General features: G+C 52.1%; 19 protein-coding genes. 8 read left to right on the top strand and 11 right to left on the bottom strand.

The annotated features are described in order from the left end of the window. Positions 1-45 precede the first annotated feature (45 nt). Both AC6CHM_RS13705 and AC6CHM_RS13700 read right to left on the bottom strand, forming a co-directional pair. Positions 46-1,371 carry a S41 family peptidase gene (locus AC6CHM_RS13705; RefSeq protein ID WP_498173522.1) on the bottom strand — a complete coding sequence of 442 codons (1,326 nt, stop codon included), beginning with the start codon at positions 1,369-1,371 and terminating at the stop codon, positions 46-48. Continuing rightward, positions 1,361-2,719 carry a murein hydrolase activator EnvC family protein gene (locus AC6CHM_RS13700; protein WP_498173520.1) on the bottom strand — a complete coding sequence of 453 codons (1,359 nt, stop codon included), beginning with the start codon at positions 2,717-2,719 and terminating at the stop codon, positions 1,361-1,363. The genes AC6CHM_RS13705 and AC6CHM_RS13700 overlap by 11 nt, the downstream gene beginning before the upstream one ends. Positions 2,720-3,008: 289 nt before the next feature. Between AC6CHM_RS13700 and AC6CHM_RS13695 the strand changes: the two genes are divergently transcribed. Further along, positions 3,009-3,728: a glycosyltransferase family 2 protein gene (locus AC6CHM_RS13695; RefSeq protein ID WP_498173518.1), complete on the top strand. Its 720-nt coding sequence runs from the start codon at positions 3,009-3,011 to the stop codon at positions 3,726-3,728. Here the strand turns inward: AC6CHM_RS13695 and AC6CHM_RS13690 are convergent. From AC6CHM_RS13690 to AC6CHM_RS13680, 3 genes are all read right to left on the bottom strand, one after another. Beyond that, a complete protein-coding gene (locus tag AC6CHM_RS13690; protein WP_498173516.1) occupies positions 3,670-5,136 on the bottom strand; it encodes a glycosyltransferase family 39 protein in 1,467 nt (488 codons plus the stop codon). The two genes, AC6CHM_RS13695 and AC6CHM_RS13690, sit on opposite strands and share 59 nt — an antisense overlap. 159 nt (positions 5,137-5,295) lie before the next feature. Beyond that, positions 5,296-5,460, bottom strand: a complete 165-nt coding sequence (locus tag AC6CHM_RS13685) for a DUF1328 domain-containing protein (protein ID WP_115054334.1) — start codon at positions 5,458-5,460, stop codon at positions 5,296-5,298. Between the two features lie 82 nt (positions 5,461-5,542). Further along, positions 5,543-6,337 carry a response regulator gene (locus tag AC6CHM_RS13680; protein WP_115054333.1) on the bottom strand — a complete coding sequence of 265 codons (795 nt, stop codon included), beginning with the start codon at positions 6,335-6,337 and terminating at the stop codon, positions 5,543-5,545. 182 nt (positions 6,338-6,519) lie between these two features. On the opposite strand from AC6CHM_RS13680, the gene AC6CHM_RS13675 reads away from it, so the two are divergent. Next, positions 6,520-6,711 carry a NepR family anti-sigma factor gene (locus AC6CHM_RS13675; protein ID WP_370878741.1) on the top strand — a complete coding sequence of 64 codons (192 nt, stop codon included), beginning with the start codon at positions 6,520-6,522 and terminating at the stop codon, positions 6,709-6,711. A gap of 12 nt (positions 6,712-6,723) precedes the next feature. Next, positions 6,724-7,275 carry an RNA polymerase sigma factor gene (locus AC6CHM_RS13670; protein ID WP_115054331.1) on the top strand — a complete coding sequence of 184 codons (552 nt, stop codon included), beginning with the start codon at positions 6,724-6,726 and terminating at the stop codon, positions 7,273-7,275. Here the strand turns inward: AC6CHM_RS13670 and AC6CHM_RS13665 are convergent. Further along, complete coding sequence (locus AC6CHM_RS13665; RefSeq protein WP_307281082.1) at positions 7,258-7,671, bottom strand: response regulator; 414 nt, start codon at positions 7,669-7,671, stop codon at positions 7,258-7,260. The genes AC6CHM_RS13670 and AC6CHM_RS13665 overlap by 18 nt on opposite strands. Before the next feature lie 155 nt (positions 7,672-7,826). Between AC6CHM_RS13665 and AC6CHM_RS13660 the strand changes: the two genes are divergently transcribed. Further along, a complete protein-coding gene (locus tag AC6CHM_RS13660; RefSeq protein WP_307281080.1) occupies positions 7,827-8,582 on the top strand; it encodes a Crp/Fnr family transcriptional regulator in 756 nt (251 codons plus the stop codon). 13 nt (positions 8,583-8,595) lie between these two features. Here the strand turns inward: AC6CHM_RS13660 and AC6CHM_RS13655 are convergent, their stop codons facing one another. Next, complete coding sequence (locus AC6CHM_RS13655) at positions 8,596-8,817, bottom strand: hypothetical protein (protein WP_336440415.1); 222 nt, start codon at positions 8,815-8,817, stop codon at positions 8,596-8,598. Between the two features lie 154 nt (positions 8,818-8,971). On the opposite strand from AC6CHM_RS13655, the gene AC6CHM_RS13650 reads away from it, so the two are divergent. After that, entirely contained in the window at positions 8,972-10,480 is a 1,509-nt protein-coding gene (locus AC6CHM_RS13650; protein WP_336440416.1) for a sensor histidine kinase, read from the top strand. Here AC6CHM_RS13650 and AC6CHM_RS13645 read toward each other — a convergent pair. The 4 genes from AC6CHM_RS13645 to AC6CHM_RS13630 form a co-directional block, all read right to left on the bottom strand. Further along, positions 10,460-10,933: a hypothetical protein gene (locus AC6CHM_RS13645; protein WP_498173512.1), complete on the bottom strand. Its 474-nt coding sequence runs from the start codon at positions 10,931-10,933 to the stop codon at positions 10,460-10,462. The genes AC6CHM_RS13650 and AC6CHM_RS13645 overlap by 21 nt on opposite strands. A gap of 2 nt (positions 10,934-10,935) precedes the next feature. Then, complete coding sequence (locus AC6CHM_RS13640) at positions 10,936-11,274, bottom strand: ElaB/YgaM/YqjD family protein (RefSeq protein WP_115054325.1); 339 nt, start codon at positions 11,272-11,274, stop codon at positions 10,936-10,938. A gap of 125 nt (positions 11,275-11,399) precedes the next feature. Continuing rightward, a complete protein-coding gene (locus tag AC6CHM_RS13635) occupies positions 11,400-12,260 on the bottom strand; it encodes a PRC-barrel domain-containing protein (RefSeq protein WP_115054324.1) in 861 nt (286 codons plus the stop codon). A 189-nt stretch (positions 12,261-12,449) separates the two neighbouring features. Then, a complete protein-coding gene (locus tag AC6CHM_RS13630; protein ID WP_115054323.1) occupies positions 12,450-12,608 on the bottom strand; it encodes a DUF3309 domain-containing protein in 159 nt (52 codons plus the stop codon). Positions 12,609-12,787: 179 nt separating this feature from the next. Between AC6CHM_RS13630 and AC6CHM_RS13625 the strand changes: the two genes are divergently transcribed. The 3 genes from AC6CHM_RS13625 (at position 12,788) to AC6CHM_RS13615 (ending at position 16,120) form a co-directional block, all read left to right on the top strand. Then, positions 12,788-14,758 carry an AI-2E family transporter gene (locus AC6CHM_RS13625; protein ID WP_354343286.1) on the top strand — a complete coding sequence of 657 codons (1,971 nt, stop codon included), beginning with the start codon at positions 12,788-12,790 and terminating at the stop codon, positions 14,756-14,758. Positions 14,759-15,013: 255 nt separating this feature from the next. Further along, positions 15,014-15,205, top strand: a complete 192-nt coding sequence (locus AC6CHM_RS13620; protein ID WP_115054321.1) for a CsbD family protein — start codon at positions 15,014-15,016, stop codon at positions 15,203-15,205. A 108-nt stretch (positions 15,206-15,313) separates the two neighbouring features. Then, a complete protein-coding gene (locus AC6CHM_RS13615) occupies positions 15,314-16,120 on the top strand; it encodes a transglutaminase-like domain-containing protein (RefSeq protein ID WP_115054320.1) in 807 nt (268 codons plus the stop codon). The last annotated feature ends 79 nt before the right edge of the window (positions 16,121-16,199 follow it).

The raw sequence follows: 16,199 nt of genomic DNA, 5'->3' as shown, positions 1-16,199 counted from the left end.
GAAAGCGGCTGGGCTAATCAAGGAAGCCCGGCCGCTTTTATCATATTAGTTGGGTACACCCTTTTTGGGGTCAGCAGGAAAGGCTGCATTGGCCTGTTCGCCGCGTAACAACTTCATTGCCTGTATGAGCTGCAGGTCGTCCTTTGCTTCCGGTGGAACATAGGGAATGGAACCGGAACCTTCTGCATCTTCCTGAGCGCCCTTGATATGGCCCTTCAGGCTTGATTCGCTCATTGGCTCAACTTTGCCTTTCAGCTCTTCCGGCAATGGCTGCTCAACGGTAATGTCCGGTATGATGCCCTTGCCCTGAATGGACTTGCCGGCAGGCGTGTAATAGAGCGCTGTTGTAAGACGCAGCGCGCCATTCTCGCCAAGCGGGATAATCGTCTGGACCGAGCCCTTGCCGAACGAGCGCGTGCCAAGAATCGTACCACGGCGATGATCCTGCAAGGCACCGGCAACGATCTCGGATGCACTGGCGGAGCCGCCATTGATAAGCACGATCAGCGGCTTGCCCTCAGTCAAATCCCCTGCACGGGCATCAAACCGGGTGATGTCCTGGGGATCACGGCCACGAGTCGAGACAACCTCACCCTTATCGAGGAAAGCATCCGAAACGGCGACCGCCTGATCGAGAAGACCGCCTGGATTCAGGCGAAGATCAAGAACAAAGCCTTTGAGCTTGTCCTTGGGGATCTTGCTCTGGATATCTTTGATGGCCTTTTGCAGATCGTCAAATGTCTGCTCGGTGAATGAAATCACCCGAACATAGCCAACATCATTCTCAACGCGAGATTTGACAGCCTGGACCTTAACCACGTCGCGAATGATCGTCAGCACGATCGGCTTGTCGGCACCCTGACGGATAAGCGTAAGTTCAATCGGGGTTTTAATCTCGCCGCGCATCTTGTCGACAGCGTCGGTGAGCGTCAGTCCACGAACTTCAACGCCATCGATCTTTGAAATGTAATCGCCGGCAAGAACGCCTGCTTTTGCGGCTGGCGTGTCATCAATCGGTGCGATGACCTTGACCAGTTCGTTTTCCATGGTGACTTCGATGCCAAGACCGCCAAATTCACCCTTGGTCTGAACGCGCATATCCTGCGCTTGTTCAGCATTCATGTAGGATGAGTGCGGATCAAGCGAGGTCAGCATGCCATTAATGGCATTCTCGACTAGCTTCTTGTCATCCGGCGGCGTGACGTACTGGGCGCGGACACGCTCGAATATATCACCAAAAATTGATAGCTGTTTATAGGTGTCGTTGCCCGCAGCCTCTGCAGCGGTAGTGGGCAGGGCACCCTGCACAACAACCATTGCCGTAGCGCCCATCAGTGCTCCAGCCATGAGAAGCGATAGTCTACGTATCATTTGCGGTCCTTCCAGCAAGTCGATCCGCCCACCATGGAGCGGGATTAACAGGTTTTGTATCTTTCCGGAACTCAATGTAAAGCATTGGAGCTCCATTTCCCATCGGTACAGGTGCACTGCTCGCAATAAGTTGTTCGTTCATTACACCGACCGGCTCTCCTGCCAGAACAAACTGGTTCTGCGAGACATTGATTCTGGACATTCCCGCCAAAACGACATGATAGCCATTGCCGGCGTCAAGTATCAAGAGTTGACCATAAGATCGGAATGCGCCCGCATAAAGGACAACGGCATCCGCCGGAGCTGTTATTGTCGCTCCGGAGCTGGTTTCCAGCGTGTCTCCCTGAAGAGCGCCGCCAAGACCGTCATTATCGCCAAAGTGCTTAACGAGTTTGCCCGCCGCCGGCATGGCAAGCCGGCCTCGCAAGGAAGCAAAATTTTCCTGCGCAACCAGGCGGTTCTGATTTGCTGCAAATTCTTCGGCCCGTTTGCGGCTGGCTTCCAGCCTCTGCTGCTCTTCGCTGCTGGCTTCGGTGGCGGCTTTTTGCACCTCCGCCATATCTTTTTCCATAGAGGCGATAAGACCTTGCAGCGAAGTGGCGCGCTTGGCCAAATTCTCTGCCCGCTGTTTTTCAGCGGCAAGAGTTGCCTCGGAGGTTGTTTGCAGCTTTTGCTTTTCAGCCAGCAGCAGGTCGAGCCGTTTCTTTTCCTCTGCCTGACTGGACAGCGCCGCGGTCAACCGGGCCTGCTCTTCTGAGATCGACGTCTTGATCCTGGTCAATTCTTTCAGATCAGCGATCAAGACTTCCGTCTGTTGGCGCATTTCTGGTACAACCGCGCCCAAAAGCACAGCACTGCGCACAGATGCCAGAGCATCATCAGGGCGTACCAGCAGGGCTGGAGGCGGGCTTAGGCCCATTCTTTGCAAGGCGGCGAGAACTTCGGCCAAGGCGCCCCGGCGCTGCCGCAAGACCAGCCTTACGCCGTCCTCGCGCTCACGCAGACCGGTGAGCCGGTCCGTAAAGCTGGTTATATCTTCGCTAAGTTTTTTTTCCGTTTTCGCCGCCTGAATAAGAGCGGCCGTAATTGTCGTCTGGTCTTTTTTCAAACCCGATATTTCTTTATCGAGCGAAGCGACCTTGTCGGCCGAGAGCGATATTTGACTGGTCAGATCCTGAAGCTCTTTTGCGGTTTCCGCACGTTTTGCCTCGATTGAAGATTGCTCGGCTGGAGTGATCGCCGTCTGGGCACGGGTAGCTGGACTGAAAGCCATGGCGCAGGCAAGAATAACCGCTCCGGAAATGTTTTTCCCCGAACCGATAAACGCTCTGGTTAGCTCAACTTTCATTACCTGTCCGGAATCAAGATGTTGTTTGAACCACTCTAGAAAGCTCCGCCTAATGAAGCATTAACCATGATGGGTTCGTATCGATAGCCCTTTATCTACTAGCAATCGGGATGGCGGAATTGCGGCGTTAAATAACGAGCCATATAGTTGCACGGCGAAAGGCCTGATTTTGTCCAATTAGAAGGGATGGAAATCGTTTCGACGTATCTATACATAGCAAATTATCGTATCGAGTGTGAACTGGTTCTGCCGCCAGCACTCTGCCGGTATTGTTTAATGGTTTCCCGATATGATCGAACTCACAATCATTGTTCCTGTATATAATGAGGCTGGCAATATTGGTTTGCTTGTCAAAGAGATCAGCGCCGTCATGGCCGATGGTCCCGCCCATGAAATCATTATCGTTGACGACGGTTCGACGGATGAATCAGCGAGCGAAGCCTTGCGCGCGGACGGCAAGGTTCGCGTGCTGCGGCACGAAAAGCGTGCTGGCAAATCGCGCGCGTTGCTCAGCGGTTTTCAAGCCGCGAATGGTCGGTGGATTGCCACGCTGGATGGTGACGGCCAGAACGATCCTGCCGATATAAAGAAACTGTGGAGCCGTATAGAAGCGTCACCCCCTGTGCTTTTTGCAGGTGTGCGCAAGCGTCGGAACGATGGTTTGATCAAACTTCTCACTTCTCGCTTTGCCAATTTCGTTCGCAAGCGTCTTCTGAAGGATGATTGCCGGGATGCGGGATGCGGTTTCAAAATCCTGCCGGCTACCGCTGCGCGGCATTTTCCTTATTTTGATAATATGCATCGATTTATCCCGGCGCTGTCACGACGCGCCGGGATGCCTGTTGTCGAGGTCGATATAGAAGATCGGCCAAGGCTGGCTGGCGTTTCGAAATATGGTTTCTTTGATCGGGCCGCTGTTGCTTTTCTCGATACGGTTGGCGTGTTCTGGCTTATCCGCCGTTATTCTGATCCGGTACAGGTGACGGAGATGAAAAGCGCTGAAAGCTGAAAGTTCGCAACTCTCCGCTGAAGTTTCTGACTGGTGCGGTAACACGGGTAACCGGGCTCGCGGGTAAAGCATTGGCGGGTAATTGAGCGAGAAGATTTTCGGCCGGGGCATCATTACCTTGCCAGACAAGCACGACATCGCTGGCTGTACCCCGCTCGGGCGGCCAATGCAGGAGAACAGAGATATTGGCTGCATCATCCTGACGATTTGAGATGACTGTCGCCGGAGCCGGATTTTGACCGCGAATGGCGCTGCTGATCGCATCAAAAGGAAATGTGAATCGCGGCGTCCCGAAAAGCGCTACGCCGGCAAAGCCTAGCGGGGCGAGCACGAACATGCAGGCCGCCAGAATCAAAAGGTTGCGTGCTCCAAGAACTTGCGGGAAACGCAATGCAAGCAAGATCGCCGTTGGCGCCAGAATGGGTGCCATGTAACGCTGGGCTACCGAGTGATAATCGGCCAGCAATACCAGCAGTGCGAAAGCGCCCAGGCCAATCAATATCGTGCGCAAGAGCAGTTTCCGCACGTCTTCATCGCCGTCGGCTGCCGGTCGCGGATGATCCCGGGTTCTGCCGATGACATATACGGCAAAAGCCCATCCGGACCAAAGCGCAGCGGAAACAATGAGGCTAAGAAACCCATCCAGACCTATATGGGGCAGGTCGATCACATTGAGATAATCTACGGGTTGATTCAACTTTACCATACGCCCTGCCGTTGCAGTGAGCGGGGCATATAGTGAGGCGATAGCAACCGGAGCGAACGCCGCCATGAAGATCAGGATTGATATCCAGATTCGCCGGTTAAAAAGCTGGCGGCGGATAGATGATGTCAGGACCGCGGCGACCAGGAAGCTAATCAGAAATATAAAGAAATTATACTTGGCCAGTGCACCTATGGCAGCCCAAAGCCCGAACCACATATAGGCAACATTGCCTGCACCGGATCTCAGCAGCGCCAGAGAATGAATTATTCCAATCGCGGCAACGAGAACAAGAACGGTGTGCGCCGTCGTTTGTATCGACATCCATACGATTTGCGGCAGAAACGCCGAAGCTATAAGTGCCAATACGCCCGCCCGGTCCCCCGCCAGACGTCTTGCTGAATCAAATACCAGCCAATGATAAAGACCGAGCAATGATAGGCGCACAAGCGCAAGCGACAGCACCCAATTCCAACCTGTCAGCTCAAGCGCCAGCCGAACCAGCCAATTGTATAGCGGAGGGTGTGAATTGCCATATATCCATGAAAAATCGACAGCGCCGACAAACTGGGCTTCATCAATTTCCATGAAGCGGGATAGTAACAGGCGCACGGCCAGAAGAAGGATAATGTAAACTGCGATTGTGCGAGGCGCGCGGCGCGCAAACCACGCCCAATTTATTTCCGGCCCGTCAAGTGAGGCCAAGTTGAATTTCCGCCAAGTCACTCCCAAACCCCACCGCTTGCTTATTGGGGTGGACTACTACGATAGATGGACAGGTGCAATCCCGCCTCGCGATCAAGTTGAATTTAAGTGTAGGTGGTTACCAAAAAGCCGCCAGTTTTACTGGCGGCTTTACTCGATTCAGGCCCGTCGTATGATACTTGCTATCAGCGACACAACAAGCAGAGCCAAGAACACATAGAATATAATCTGCGCAATACCCGCAGAAGCGCCTGCAATTCCGCCGAAACCCAAAGCACCCGCGACAAGCGCGATGATCAGAAAAATTACTGCATAATAAAGCATTGTCATCTCCCTTTATTGTTGAATCAGAAACGAAACAGAGTTCGTTTGGTTCCCGCAATATTCAGGGAGATTGTTTGCTTTCCTATGCTTTTGCCTTACTGCTTTCTTTGAAGAACAAAGCTTGAGTGATAAGCGCCTTTACCATGTCCGGATTAAATGGCTTGGTAACAAGAAAGGTTGGTTCGGGACGCTCGCCCGTGAGCAGGCGTTCTGGAAACGCAGTGATGAAGATTACGGGGACAGCGTCCTGGCTGAGGATGTCGTTGACAGCATCGATGCCCGAGCTGCCATCTGCCAACTGAATATCCGCCAATATCATGCTCGGTTGCGTCTCGGCATATAGCTTCAACGCTTCATCTTTGGTGCGGGCAATGCCTACGACCTTATGGCCCAGGCTTTCCACCATGTGTTCAATATCCATAGCGATCAAAGGTTCATCTTCGATGATAAGAATATCTGTTGCGATCTGCCTGGAAATGCCGACGGACGCCTCATCAAGAAGTGCGTAGAGTTCATCATCGGAAACGTCGAGAATTTCCATCGTTTCGGATTGGCTGAACCCTTCAAGGCTTATAAGCAAAAATGCCTGACGCGCCTTCGGGGCAATCGAGGTCAGATTTGCAGCGGCGTGTTTTTCCCAGCCATATTCCGACTGCATCTCCAAAGGCCGGACATTGACCGAGTTGAAGTGCTTGACCAGCAATTTGTACAGACCAACCCGATCCGATCCCGCGTCGGGGAACAGGGAAACGTCGGTTATCAAAATTTCGAGCGTCGCTGCTACGTAAGCATCGCCTGAAGACTGCGAGCCAGTGATGGCACGGGCGAAGCGGCGGAGATAAGGCAGGTGGGGGGCTATCCGGGTGGATAATGACATTCGTGAGCGTTCCTGTTCAGGCGATATTGATCAGAATAGAAAGAGAGTTCCGTCCTACAACACTTATCCAAAAAAAAAGTTCCCCCGCTCGGAACTTTTTCTGCATTCAGACATTATCGGCATTAATGTGCCTATAGACATCGCGTCGACATATCAGCAAAGATTTAGCAATGAACGCAAAAATGAAAACGTCCCCTGCGCCCGCCAAGGCGCGTGTTCTTCGCCGCGATGCAAAAAATGCTGAAACGGAAATTGGTTTAAAGCTCAGGGCGCTATATGCGTCAGTACAAGAAGAAGAGATACCGGCGCGGTTTCTCGATCTTCTTGAAAAGCTCGACGAGGCTGAACGCCTGCATTCGCGATCCTCGAAGTAAGCGGGCCCTTGAATGGTACATGAATCGAAGGACTTCAAAAGAAATCTGATTGCCTCGTTGCCTAAATTGCGAGCCTTCGCGGTTTCGTTGATCGGCAACCCTGACAGAGCAGACGATCTCGTTCAGGACACGATTATGAAGGCGTGGGCCAAGCAGGATTCGTTTGAGCTTGGCACCAACATCAAGGCGTGGCTTTTCACAATCCTGCGTAATGAGTTCTATAGTCAGATGCGCAAACGCGGTCGAGAAGTGCAGGATTCAGACGGGATTTTCACGGAACAATTATCGGTTCACCCTGCGCAATACGGTTCCTTGGATCTGCAGGATTTCCGAAAGGCTTTGGAAAAGCTTCCCGATGATCAACGCGAAGCAATCATTCTGGTTGGAGCCTCTGGGTTTTCCTATGAGGAAGCCGCTGAAATCTGCGGATGTGCCGTCGGAACGATCAAAAGCCGCGTCAGCCGTGCCCGAACCCGGCTGCAGGAACTTCTGGAAATTGAGGGGGAGGTCGACTACGGCCCGGACGCGATCGCTACACAGGTTACTTCAAACAAGTTCGCCTGATGAATTGCCTTTGCTCGACGATTGATCGTTTGCAGAGCCACTGAGCGAAGCGACTGCCCGTATAATCTGGCTTCTGCCGTAAGGTTTTCCCACAACAGGGGTACCTGCGAATTCGGCAATACCACTCAGATCGGCATCATAGGCGCTGGTGAACAGGAGAGGTACGTCGCGCGTCCGAAGCAATGAGGCGGCTTTAAGGGAGGACACACCACGGGCTTCTACTTCAAGTATTGCGAGATCGCATATTTGACCGCTATTTATCCAGCTCATCAATTGGTCGATCGTAGAAACAACATGAACGGATTTGGCGCCGCACTCTTCTGCGATTCGTTCAAGTTCCAATCCTATCAAATATTCGTCTTCGAGCACCAAAAGGCGTTTGCCAGCCAATTCCATATTCCAATACTCCAATTTGGAGTTGGTTATGGGGCTGGCTTGACAGTTCTGTCATTTAACAAAGACATATCAATTGCGAAGAAAGCTCATATGAATTTTTGAAGGCATGCTAGGGTCCGGACCCTAGCTTGCGCCCAACAAAAACCGGACAAACAATGAAAAATAATGGAGCATCGACGGTAAGACAGTATCCTTGCGAAAGGTGCCCTTTACAAAATTATCCGCATTTCCAGCAGCATGAAAAAGATGAAGTCGAGTTTCTGTCCGGGTTCAAGATGGGCGAGCTGGTTGCCGATGTCGGCACGACCGTACTTGGCGAGGGCAGAAGCAGCGCGCATCTCTTCACCGTCCTTTCCGGTTGGGCGTTCCGGTATAAAACTCTCGAAGATGGCCGCCGGCAAATTCTGAATTATGTGTTGCCGGGCGACCTGATTGGCCTGCAAGGCTCATTGATGAAAGAAATGCAACATTCGGTCGAGGCGTTATCGCCCTTGGTGATGTGCATGTTTCAGCGAGACAAACTGCCAGCCCTGTTTCAAAGTTATCCAACAATCGCCTACGACATTACCTGGTTAGCCTCACGCGAGGAGCAGATGCTTGATGAGATATTGCTAAGCGTTGGCCGCCGGTCGGCGCTCGAGCGGGCAGCCTATCTTTTCGCATTCATATATCAGCGCGCCAAATCGGTCGGAATGGTGAAAAACAACACGCTGATGGTGCCGCTTCGCCAGCAGCATGTTGCCGATACTTTGGGTCTATCAATTGTTCACACGAATAAGACCTTGAAGAAACTCGCAGCCAAAGGCGCTTTGCGTTGGCTTGATCGGGGTTGTGAAGTCATTGATCATCAAATTCTTCTGGATATTGCCAAATGGCAGGGGCTACCGCCTGCACCCCGGCCTTATATCTAAGGGCACCTCCATTTCAGAGGGTGGCGGCACCGGTTTCAGGCTTCTCCGCGTTTAATTGATCCAGAGCAAGTTCAATATCACGCAGATCCCTGGTGACTCCATCATCGGGGTCCATCCCGCCCTCAGTGGCCGCTCTCTGCAGTCCGCGGGCTTCCGACAGAAGTTCTTCCAACTTTGCAATTTTTTGGACTTTGCTAAGGCCCGCGTCCGATAGAATGTCGTTTGCGTTGAGCATTTTGTCCTCCTTGTAATGGCAGATTAAAAACGAATGGGGTGATTAAATGTTCCCTGTGAGGAACAATGCCAACGTGGCGGCGTTGAAGTCGTTGGATATATAACTTAGTGAAGTAGGGGCGCCTTTCAGACGGGCTGTCACGTGGGATATGAAGTTGACCGACACTTCCGAGAGTAATTTTCTGTTCCTGGCGGAATCGTCGCGTCGTGAGGTTCTTTCTACGCTCCGGCCTATAGGCAAAGATGATAGCGATCTGGACAATCTAACGGAGCTGGCATTATCGATTTTCAATGTTGATGGGGCGCGCTTGTCTCTGGTGGACAGCGATCAAAGCCACGTTTTGTCTTTTTGCGGGCTCTTGGGTAATATCGATATATGGACGCTCGAGGCGCATTCAATTGCTGCATCGGAACCATGTTTCGTTGTTCCGGATGCTTCCGGGGATGTGCGGTTTGCTGAAACCAGCGCGGTCGTACAGGCACCGCGCATAAGGTTTCTGGCTATTGCGCCAATTCATGTAGCAAATGAGCGTGTCGGCACTCTAAGCATTCTGTCGCTCAAGCCGCATTCCGAATTTACCCATGAGCAGCAACAAAAATTGATACAACTGGCCCGTCTGGCGGGATCGCTTATGGAGTTGAAGCGCAACTCCCGCCTTGATGAAACCGCTGTCAAAAAACTGCACCTCGAAGAAGATCGCAATGCCATGGCGCTGGAGGTGGGAAACGTCGGCAGTTGGGTTTGGGATTTGAAAACCGGAATCTTTACCGGCAATAAGATGGCTTATTCCATGCTGGGCTTGAGCGAAGACAGCCCCGTTACAGGCGAGGACGTTTTCCGGGCAATGCATCCGGATGATTTTCCAATGATGAAGTCGTCAATCACCCGCGCTCTGGCACATGACCAGGATTATGCGGGAGAATTCCGCGCCGCCTCTTCAGGCCAATGGCTACTGGGTCGAGGACGGATCTTTGAACGCGATGAATCAGGCCGCCCTACTGTTGCTGTCGGTGTAAACATCAACATAACCGCGACAAAAAATGCTGCCGAGAAAACACGGCTCTTGCTTCGTGAGCTCAATCATCGCGTCAAGAATACTTTGGCCATGCTGCAATCACTGGCACGCCAGACCTTAAATCGGACAGCTGACCCAGCCGAATTCATGGAAGCCTTCTCAGGTCGGCTGCGCGCCATTTCTGAAGCGCACACGCTTTTGTCCGACCGCGAATGGAGTGGAATCAACCTCGTCGATTTGATCACGAGACAGGTTGAACCCTATGCGATCTACGATGCCGGTCAAATGGTGCTGGTTGGCGAAGATGTCATCCTGCCGCCTGATCACGCCTTGGGTCTGGGTATTGCCCTGCATGAGCTTGCGACGAACGCGGCCAAGCATGGTGCGTTCTCAGTGGCCGGGGGCCAGGTGCGCATCTCTTGGGAGATTGAGCAGGGACTGGACGGATCACGCGTGATTATTCACTGGATAGAAGCGGGCGGGCCGCCCGTAGCCACACCTGCGACACGTGGACTGGGCGAGCGTCTCATTGAGCGGAGCCTTGATAAGGTGATATCGAGCAGCGTCAGGTTAAGTTACTCGGAAAGCGGCATGGAGGCGATTATCTCCATGCCCATCAAGGATAATTCAGTCCCTGAGTTCCTCTGATACATCGCGGCGGCGCCGTTGCCGTGTTTTGGGTTTTTTCCCGAGCATCGACAGACCGCCAAAAGCAAGCACGGGTAGCGCCAGCATCAGCAAGCCACGTGAACGCAGGAGCATTGGTGCAGCAGCGATGGCAGCGACAGTCAATAGGGCTGTTGTGTCGGTTTTTGCCCGGTCACGCTGGCGTTTTCGAATGACGGCGTCGGATATTTTCATGATGATATACAAGATGATCGCCACGGCGACTGCGCCCCCGCCAATATAAAGGGCAGCCCGCAATTCACCGAAACGATCCGACAAGGCAATATAGGCTGCGACCAGCAAAAAGATGGCACCGATGGCGCCGAATATTCCGATAATGCTCAGGAAGATTGCGCTTCGCTTGACGCGACTGACGGTCAGGCCAATCTCACCGGCGGCGAGACTGGTCAAAAAAGGAGTTAGCAGTTTCAGCATGATCAGCGACGTGACATCAAAGCGAGAAGAAAGCCGACTCCAGCTGCCACTGCTATAGATGTCAGCGGTTTGTCGCGGATAGTTTCGGCCAACTGATCTTCAATGTCCAAAGCTTGCGATTTCAGTTCTTCGAACACTTCCTCGCCGCGCACCCTGGCTGTTTCAAAGGAATTTGCAGCATTGGCGCGCGCATCCTTGGTCGAATTTTTACCGATTTTTGCAAGCGTTGCAGCAATATTTGCAATATCTTCCTTCAGCGCCGCGACCTGCGCCTGCAAATCAGGGTTGGTTTCGGTGGCATCATCGACTGCTTTTTTAATTTTCGAGGAAACTGTGGCCATACGATAACTCCTTGGAAAATAGATGCATATGATTTCGAAACGTTGCTCGAAACTATTTGTTCCATGCGAAACCGGCCACCGCAAGCGGCGATGACCGGACCGTTATCGCAAAGCAACTGCTTTTATTATTCGGCAGTGCCCCGTAACAGAATTTTCTCGCTGTCGGCCTTATAGGCTTCTGGGGTGTAAGCGGGCTGCGCCTCCAGTTCCTTTTTTGTGAAGGGCGTGAAAACCGAGATTTTGCCGCTGTCATCGGCAAGCAAATCGAGATTTTCAATGGAGACGGCGATAGGTTTTTTGCCCAGGCCCAGAAATCCTCCCACATCCACTACAAAGGCCTCGATTTGACCGTCCGGTGTCATCAGCGCGTCACCAACACTTCCAAGTGTTTCGTCTTCCGGTCCATAAACCGCCGAGCCGATTAGCTTATCGGCGCTCATTGCACTTGAAGGCACCGCTTTCAGGGCGCTGCGAAGTTTAGCGGGTGACTTTTTTATGTCTTGTTCCGTCGCGTTGATGGCTGGTTCAGGCGCCTTGGCGGGATCCGAGGCGCCATCTGTCAGCAATACGGAGCGGTCATAGGCAGGAGCTTTTTCCAGCTCTTCTTTGCTCGCGGCGATTACCAACCACCGTTTATTATCCGGCTTTTCCGCCCATGAAAGCTGATCGAGACTTACCGCCACTTCTTTCTGGCCGACGCCGAGAAATCCGCCCACAGCAATGACGGCACTTTCAGCGCGCCCTTCAGGATTGAGCACAACATCTTTGATCTCGCCAATGGAAGCCGCATCGTCATTCGAACTATTATAGACCGTCTGACCGATAAGACCGGCGGTCAATACCTGCCCTGGGGCCGCTACAAGATATCGATCCTGTGCGGGTGCTGCCACGATTGGTTGGCCAAATATGTCGGAGCCATCCTGTGCTGCTGCCGTGATAGTGAGAGCCACCACTATGGCAGAACTGGAGATAAGTCGTTTTAACATTCATGTTCCTTTGCACCGGAAGGGAAAACACCAGCCCATGGGGAGCTGGTGTTTTTGTAAATGACTGAATTTGAATGGTTTTATGAAAGATAGCCCATCAGCCAAAGAATAATGATTATTGGAAGCGGCAGGCCGATAAGCCAAAGTAAAGCGCCACGCATCATGGGTTTAATCTCCTTTTCGTTTATATCAGATACGGCCCATCAGCAGCAGAACCAGTAATATTACCAGAACGATGCCAAGAAGACCGGAAGGGCCATAACCCCAATTGCGTGCATGGGGCCAAGTGGGAAACACGCCAATCAATGCAAGGATGAGGATGACGACAAGAATTGTTGTTAGCGACATGTTCAAACCCTCCGATTTATTCTTCGGATAATAAACACCGCGACAGCGAATTTCGTTCCAAACCTTTGCAGTTAAAGATGAAACGCCGATGCCGATGCAACCAATTTGCTCAGGCGGCGTTGGAGTGGCGGGATTTAATGGAGAGGTGCGTTCTATGCATTTTGGATTAGGGGTATTTCATGCCTTCTGAAGATTTCAGCGGGCGGTCGCCGCGTGCCGTCGAGCGCGTAACGAGAAAGTCTGCCTCTTCACCAGCCATTGTTGGAGTGGATACCCGAGCGCAGTTTCCACCAGTTATCGTCGCCATAGCTATTGTTGCAGCGCTTTATCTGGCCAGTGATGTCTTTGTGCCATTGGCATTGGCATTGCTTCTGACATTTGCTCTTTCGCCGCTGGTAACGCGGTTGCATCGTAACGGCATACCAAAAGCCGCGGCTGTCATCAGCGTGGTTGTCACGGCCTTTATGGTGATTGCCATATTTGTCGGAATTGTCGTGAGCCAGCTAACGGTTTTGGCGCAGAACCTGCCAAGCTATCAGTATAATATCGAAACAAAGATCCGGACGATCAAGGATGCTCAATCTGGTAACAGCATCTTCGACCGCGGCGCCCGCATGTTCAAAAAATTCAGTGAAGAGATCGGGCGATCGGATGAAGTGGAGCGTTTTCCCGTCGACAATGGCCCTGACAGTCGGGACCAGGCACGCAAACCACCGGAAAATGTCGAAGTACAAAATCAGGAAATCGGCACTCCACTGAAAGCACAAGATCCGAACAAGCCTGTGCCCGTCGAAATCCGTTATCCTCCGCCTGATCCGCTGAGCCTTTTGCAGACATTTGCCGGACCGTTGATTCAGCCATTGGCAACCATCGGTATCGTCATTGTCGTGGTTATCTTCATGCTCATGCGCCGCGAAGATTTGCGGGATCGCTTCATAAAGTTGGTCGGAGCAAGTGATATTCACCGAACGACGACAGCACTGCACGATGCCGGCAAACGTGTGGGGCAATATTTGCTGATGCAGCTTATCATCAATATCAGTTTTGGCGTGCCGATTGGGATCGGGCTATGGCTGATAGGTATTCCCAATCCGATGTTGTGGGGCATGCTGGCAATTGTCTTGCGGTTTGTGCCCTATATCGGTCCCATTATGGCGGCGTTTTTCCCCTTGATGCTATCGCTTGCCGTCGATCCGGGATGGATGCTGCTGGTCTGGACCGCAGCCCTTTTCATCGTGCTTGAGCTGATCAGCAATAATATTATGGAGCCATTGCTCTATGGGTCGAAGACGGGCCTTTCGCCCGTTGCCATTCTCATGGCGGCAATCGTGTGGACATGGATTTGGGGACCTATCGGTCTTATTCTTTCGACACCGTTGACCGTGTGTCTTGTGGTCCTCGGCAGGCATGTGCCGAAGTTTGAGTTTCTAGATGTGCTGCTTGGCAACGAGCCTGTGCTTCTGCCACCACAGCAATTGTATCAACGATTGCTGTCGGGGGACCCCGATGAGGCAACAGAGAAAGCGGAGGAATACCTCCAGTCAAACTCCATCGTTGATTATTATTCCTCTGTGGCCGTTCCTGCACTTCTGTTAGCCGAACATGATCGCGGGCGCGGGGTGCTGGATGCTCCCAGACGCAATCGCGTTGCGCAAAGCATGGTGTTTCTCGTTGAAAACCTGTCTGACTATCACGAAATTCTCGAAGAAGAGATCAAGGTAGATGAGCAAGCCAAAACCGCCAAGGCAAAGACTAAAAAGGTAGAGCCGACCAAACCAAAGACCATCATATCGGCTGGCGGACGCGGCAATCTGGACGACGCTGCCGCTGTTATTATGGGTGATATCCTTGAGCGCAATGATTGTGAGGTTGACGACATCACCCATGACGAGCTCGAGGCTGCGAATATCGCCAAGCTCGAACTTGCCGGTGTGAGCGCTATCTGCATCAGCTACCTTAACACCTCATCCATTGCCCATGCACGATATTTGATACGGCGGATCAGGCGGCGGAACGCACGAATAAAAATCATAATCGGTTTTTGGGGTGAGGATGCCGAAAATGTGGACGCTGCAAAGATTGTCGGCTCCACACGCAACTGCATTTTTGCCTCTTCGATCGAGGATGCGATCGGCGAACTATGTTCCTGAGCCGTCGTTTTATGTATTTCTTTTTCGGGACGGATTTCAGCGGAACCAAGATATAGCTGCAGCGTTTCTCACAAGCTGATCGAGCCTTTGATCGGTAACATAAGACCCGGTGCCTGTTCCCCCGTGGGTGCCGGGTCGTTCGTTATTCGAATATTTTATCTATTTATATCAATAGCTTAATTGATTTTCTCTGGGAACAATCCTGCGTGAAGCCCGTTTAGTGATGTAGTTGAAAAAGCTTTCAGGGAGTATCCAATGGGTAGCACTAGCGACAAGATTTCCGGCGCGGCCAACAAGATGGCCGGTAATGTAAAACAGGCAGCCGGCAAGGCCACTGGTTCCAAGAAGATGGAGGCTGAGGGAAAGGCGCAGGAGCTGAAAGGCGATGTGCAATCAGCCAAGGGTAAGGCAAAAGACGCCGTTAAGAAGGTCGTCGACAAGGCTTGATAGTCCAAGAATGTGAAAAGTTTAACCGGTCCGCTTTTGGGCCGGTTGCTTTTTGCGCCAGACTCTGCCGATGCTGTTTCAACACAAATATAATCAAGGGAACCGTGGATGATATTACATGTAGGGTGCGAGCTAACATTTGAGTTCACGCAGGAAACACCCCTTGTAGCGATATTGAATGTCCATCATTCACGTTTTGACGATCTGGAAGGTATCGAAACTTTTCAGACAAACTTTGATTCAACGATCACAGGCTATCACGATCAATTCGGTAATTGGTGCAACCGCATTGTCGCCATGCCAGGCACCTTTATCTGTTCTACGAATGCTCTTGTGCGGGATAGCGGGTTGCCGGACCCTGTTGTGCTGGATGCTGTCCAACATCGCGTACAGGACCTGCCGGATGAAACGCTCGTATATCTCATGGGTAGCCGATACTGCGAAACCGATCTGCTGAGTGACGAGGCCTGGCGCTTGTTTGGCAATACGCCGGAGGGATGGCAGAGGGTGCAGGCTGTCTGCGACTTTGTGCACAACCATATCACCTTTGGCTATGAGTTTTCCAATCCGACCCGCACAGCCTCGTCTGGCTATTATGAAGGGCGTGGTGTTTGCCGTGATTTTACCCATTTGGCCGTTGCATTTTGCCGGTGCCTGAACATTCCAACCCGCTACTGCACCGGCTATATCACCGATATCGGCGTGCCGCCGCCGCATGCCGAGATGGATTTTTGTGCCTGGATGGAAGTTTATCTTGGCGGTGCCTGGCACGCATTTGATCCGCGCAACAATAAGCCTCGTATCGGCCGGATAAAGGTAGCGCATGGCCGAGACGCGGCAGATGTGCCTTTGACCAATATTTTTGGCCCGAATTTGCTGACGAAGTTCAAGGTATGGGCGAAGGAAGCCCGCTAGATCGCCGGACGTCCTCATGGACTCAACATGGCGATCTATCCTTTTATTTTAGCATCGGATTATCCGAAAACCGGGATCC

The sequence above is a fragment of the Phyllobacterium sp. GQ127 genome, from assembly GCF_059758635.1.
This window is presented reverse-complemented; position numbering and strand designations above follow the sequence as displayed.

Bases quoted from the DNA above. Each gene is read 5' to 3' on its own strand.
- AC6CHM_RS13705 (WP_498173522.1), bottom strand. From the start codon at position 1,371: ATGATACGTAGACTATCGCTTCTCATGGCTGGAGCACTGATGGGCGCT.
- AC6CHM_RS13700 (WP_498173520.1), bottom strand. From the start codon at position 2,719: ATGAAAGTTGAGCTAACCAGAGCGTTTATCGGTTCGGGGAAAAACATT.
- AC6CHM_RS13695 (WP_498173518.1), top strand. From the start codon at position 3,009: ATGATCGAACTCACAATCATTGTTCCTGTATATAATGAGGCTGGCAAT.
- AC6CHM_RS13685 (WP_115054334.1), bottom strand. From the start codon at position 5,460: ATGCTTTATTATGCAGTAATTTTTCTGATCATCGCGCTTGTCGCGGGT.
- AC6CHM_RS13680 (WP_115054333.1), bottom strand. From the start codon at position 6,337: ATGTCATTATCCACCCGGATAGCCCCCCACCTGCCTTATCTCCGCCGC.
- AC6CHM_RS13675 (WP_370878741.1), top strand. From the start codon at position 6,520: ATGAAAACGTCCCCTGCGCCCGCCAAGGCGCGTGTTCTTCGCCGCGAT.
- AC6CHM_RS13670 (WP_115054331.1), top strand. From the start codon at position 6,724: ATGGTACATGAATCGAAGGACTTCAAAAGAAATCTGATTGCCTCGTTG.
- AC6CHM_RS13665 (WP_307281082.1), bottom strand. From the start codon at position 7,671: ATGGAATTGGCTGGCAAACGCCTTTTGGTGCTCGAAGACGAATATTTG.
- AC6CHM_RS13660 (WP_307281080.1), top strand. From the start codon at position 7,827: ATGAAAAATAATGGAGCATCGACGGTAAGACAGTATCCTTGCGAAAGG.
- AC6CHM_RS13655 (WP_336440415.1), bottom strand. From the start codon at position 8,817: ATGCTCAACGCAAACGACATTCTATCGGACGCGGGCCTTAGCAAAGTC.
- AC6CHM_RS13645 (WP_498173512.1), bottom strand. From the start codon at position 10,933: ATGCTGAAACTGCTAACTCCTTTTTTGACCAGTCTCGCCGCCGGTGAG.
- AC6CHM_RS13640 (WP_115054325.1), bottom strand. From the start codon at position 11,274: ATGGCCACAGTTTCCTCGAAAATTAAAAAAGCAGTCGATGATGCCACC.
- AC6CHM_RS13635 (WP_115054324.1), bottom strand. From the start codon at position 12,260: ATGTTAAAACGACTTATCTCCAGTTCTGCCATAGTGGTGGCTCTCACT.
- AC6CHM_RS13630 (WP_115054323.1), bottom strand. From the start codon at position 12,608: ATGTCGCTAACAACAATTCTTGTCGTCATCCTCATCCTTGCATTGATT.
- AC6CHM_RS13625 (WP_354343286.1), top strand. From the start codon at position 12,788: ATGCCTTCTGAAGATTTCAGCGGGCGGTCGCCGCGTGCCGTCGAGCGC.
- AC6CHM_RS13620 (WP_115054321.1), top strand. From the start codon at position 15,014: ATGGGTAGCACTAGCGACAAGATTTCCGGCGCGGCCAACAAGATGGCC.
- AC6CHM_RS13615 (WP_115054320.1), top strand. From the start codon at position 15,314: ATGATATTACATGTAGGGTGCGAGCTAACATTTGAGTTCACGCAGGAA.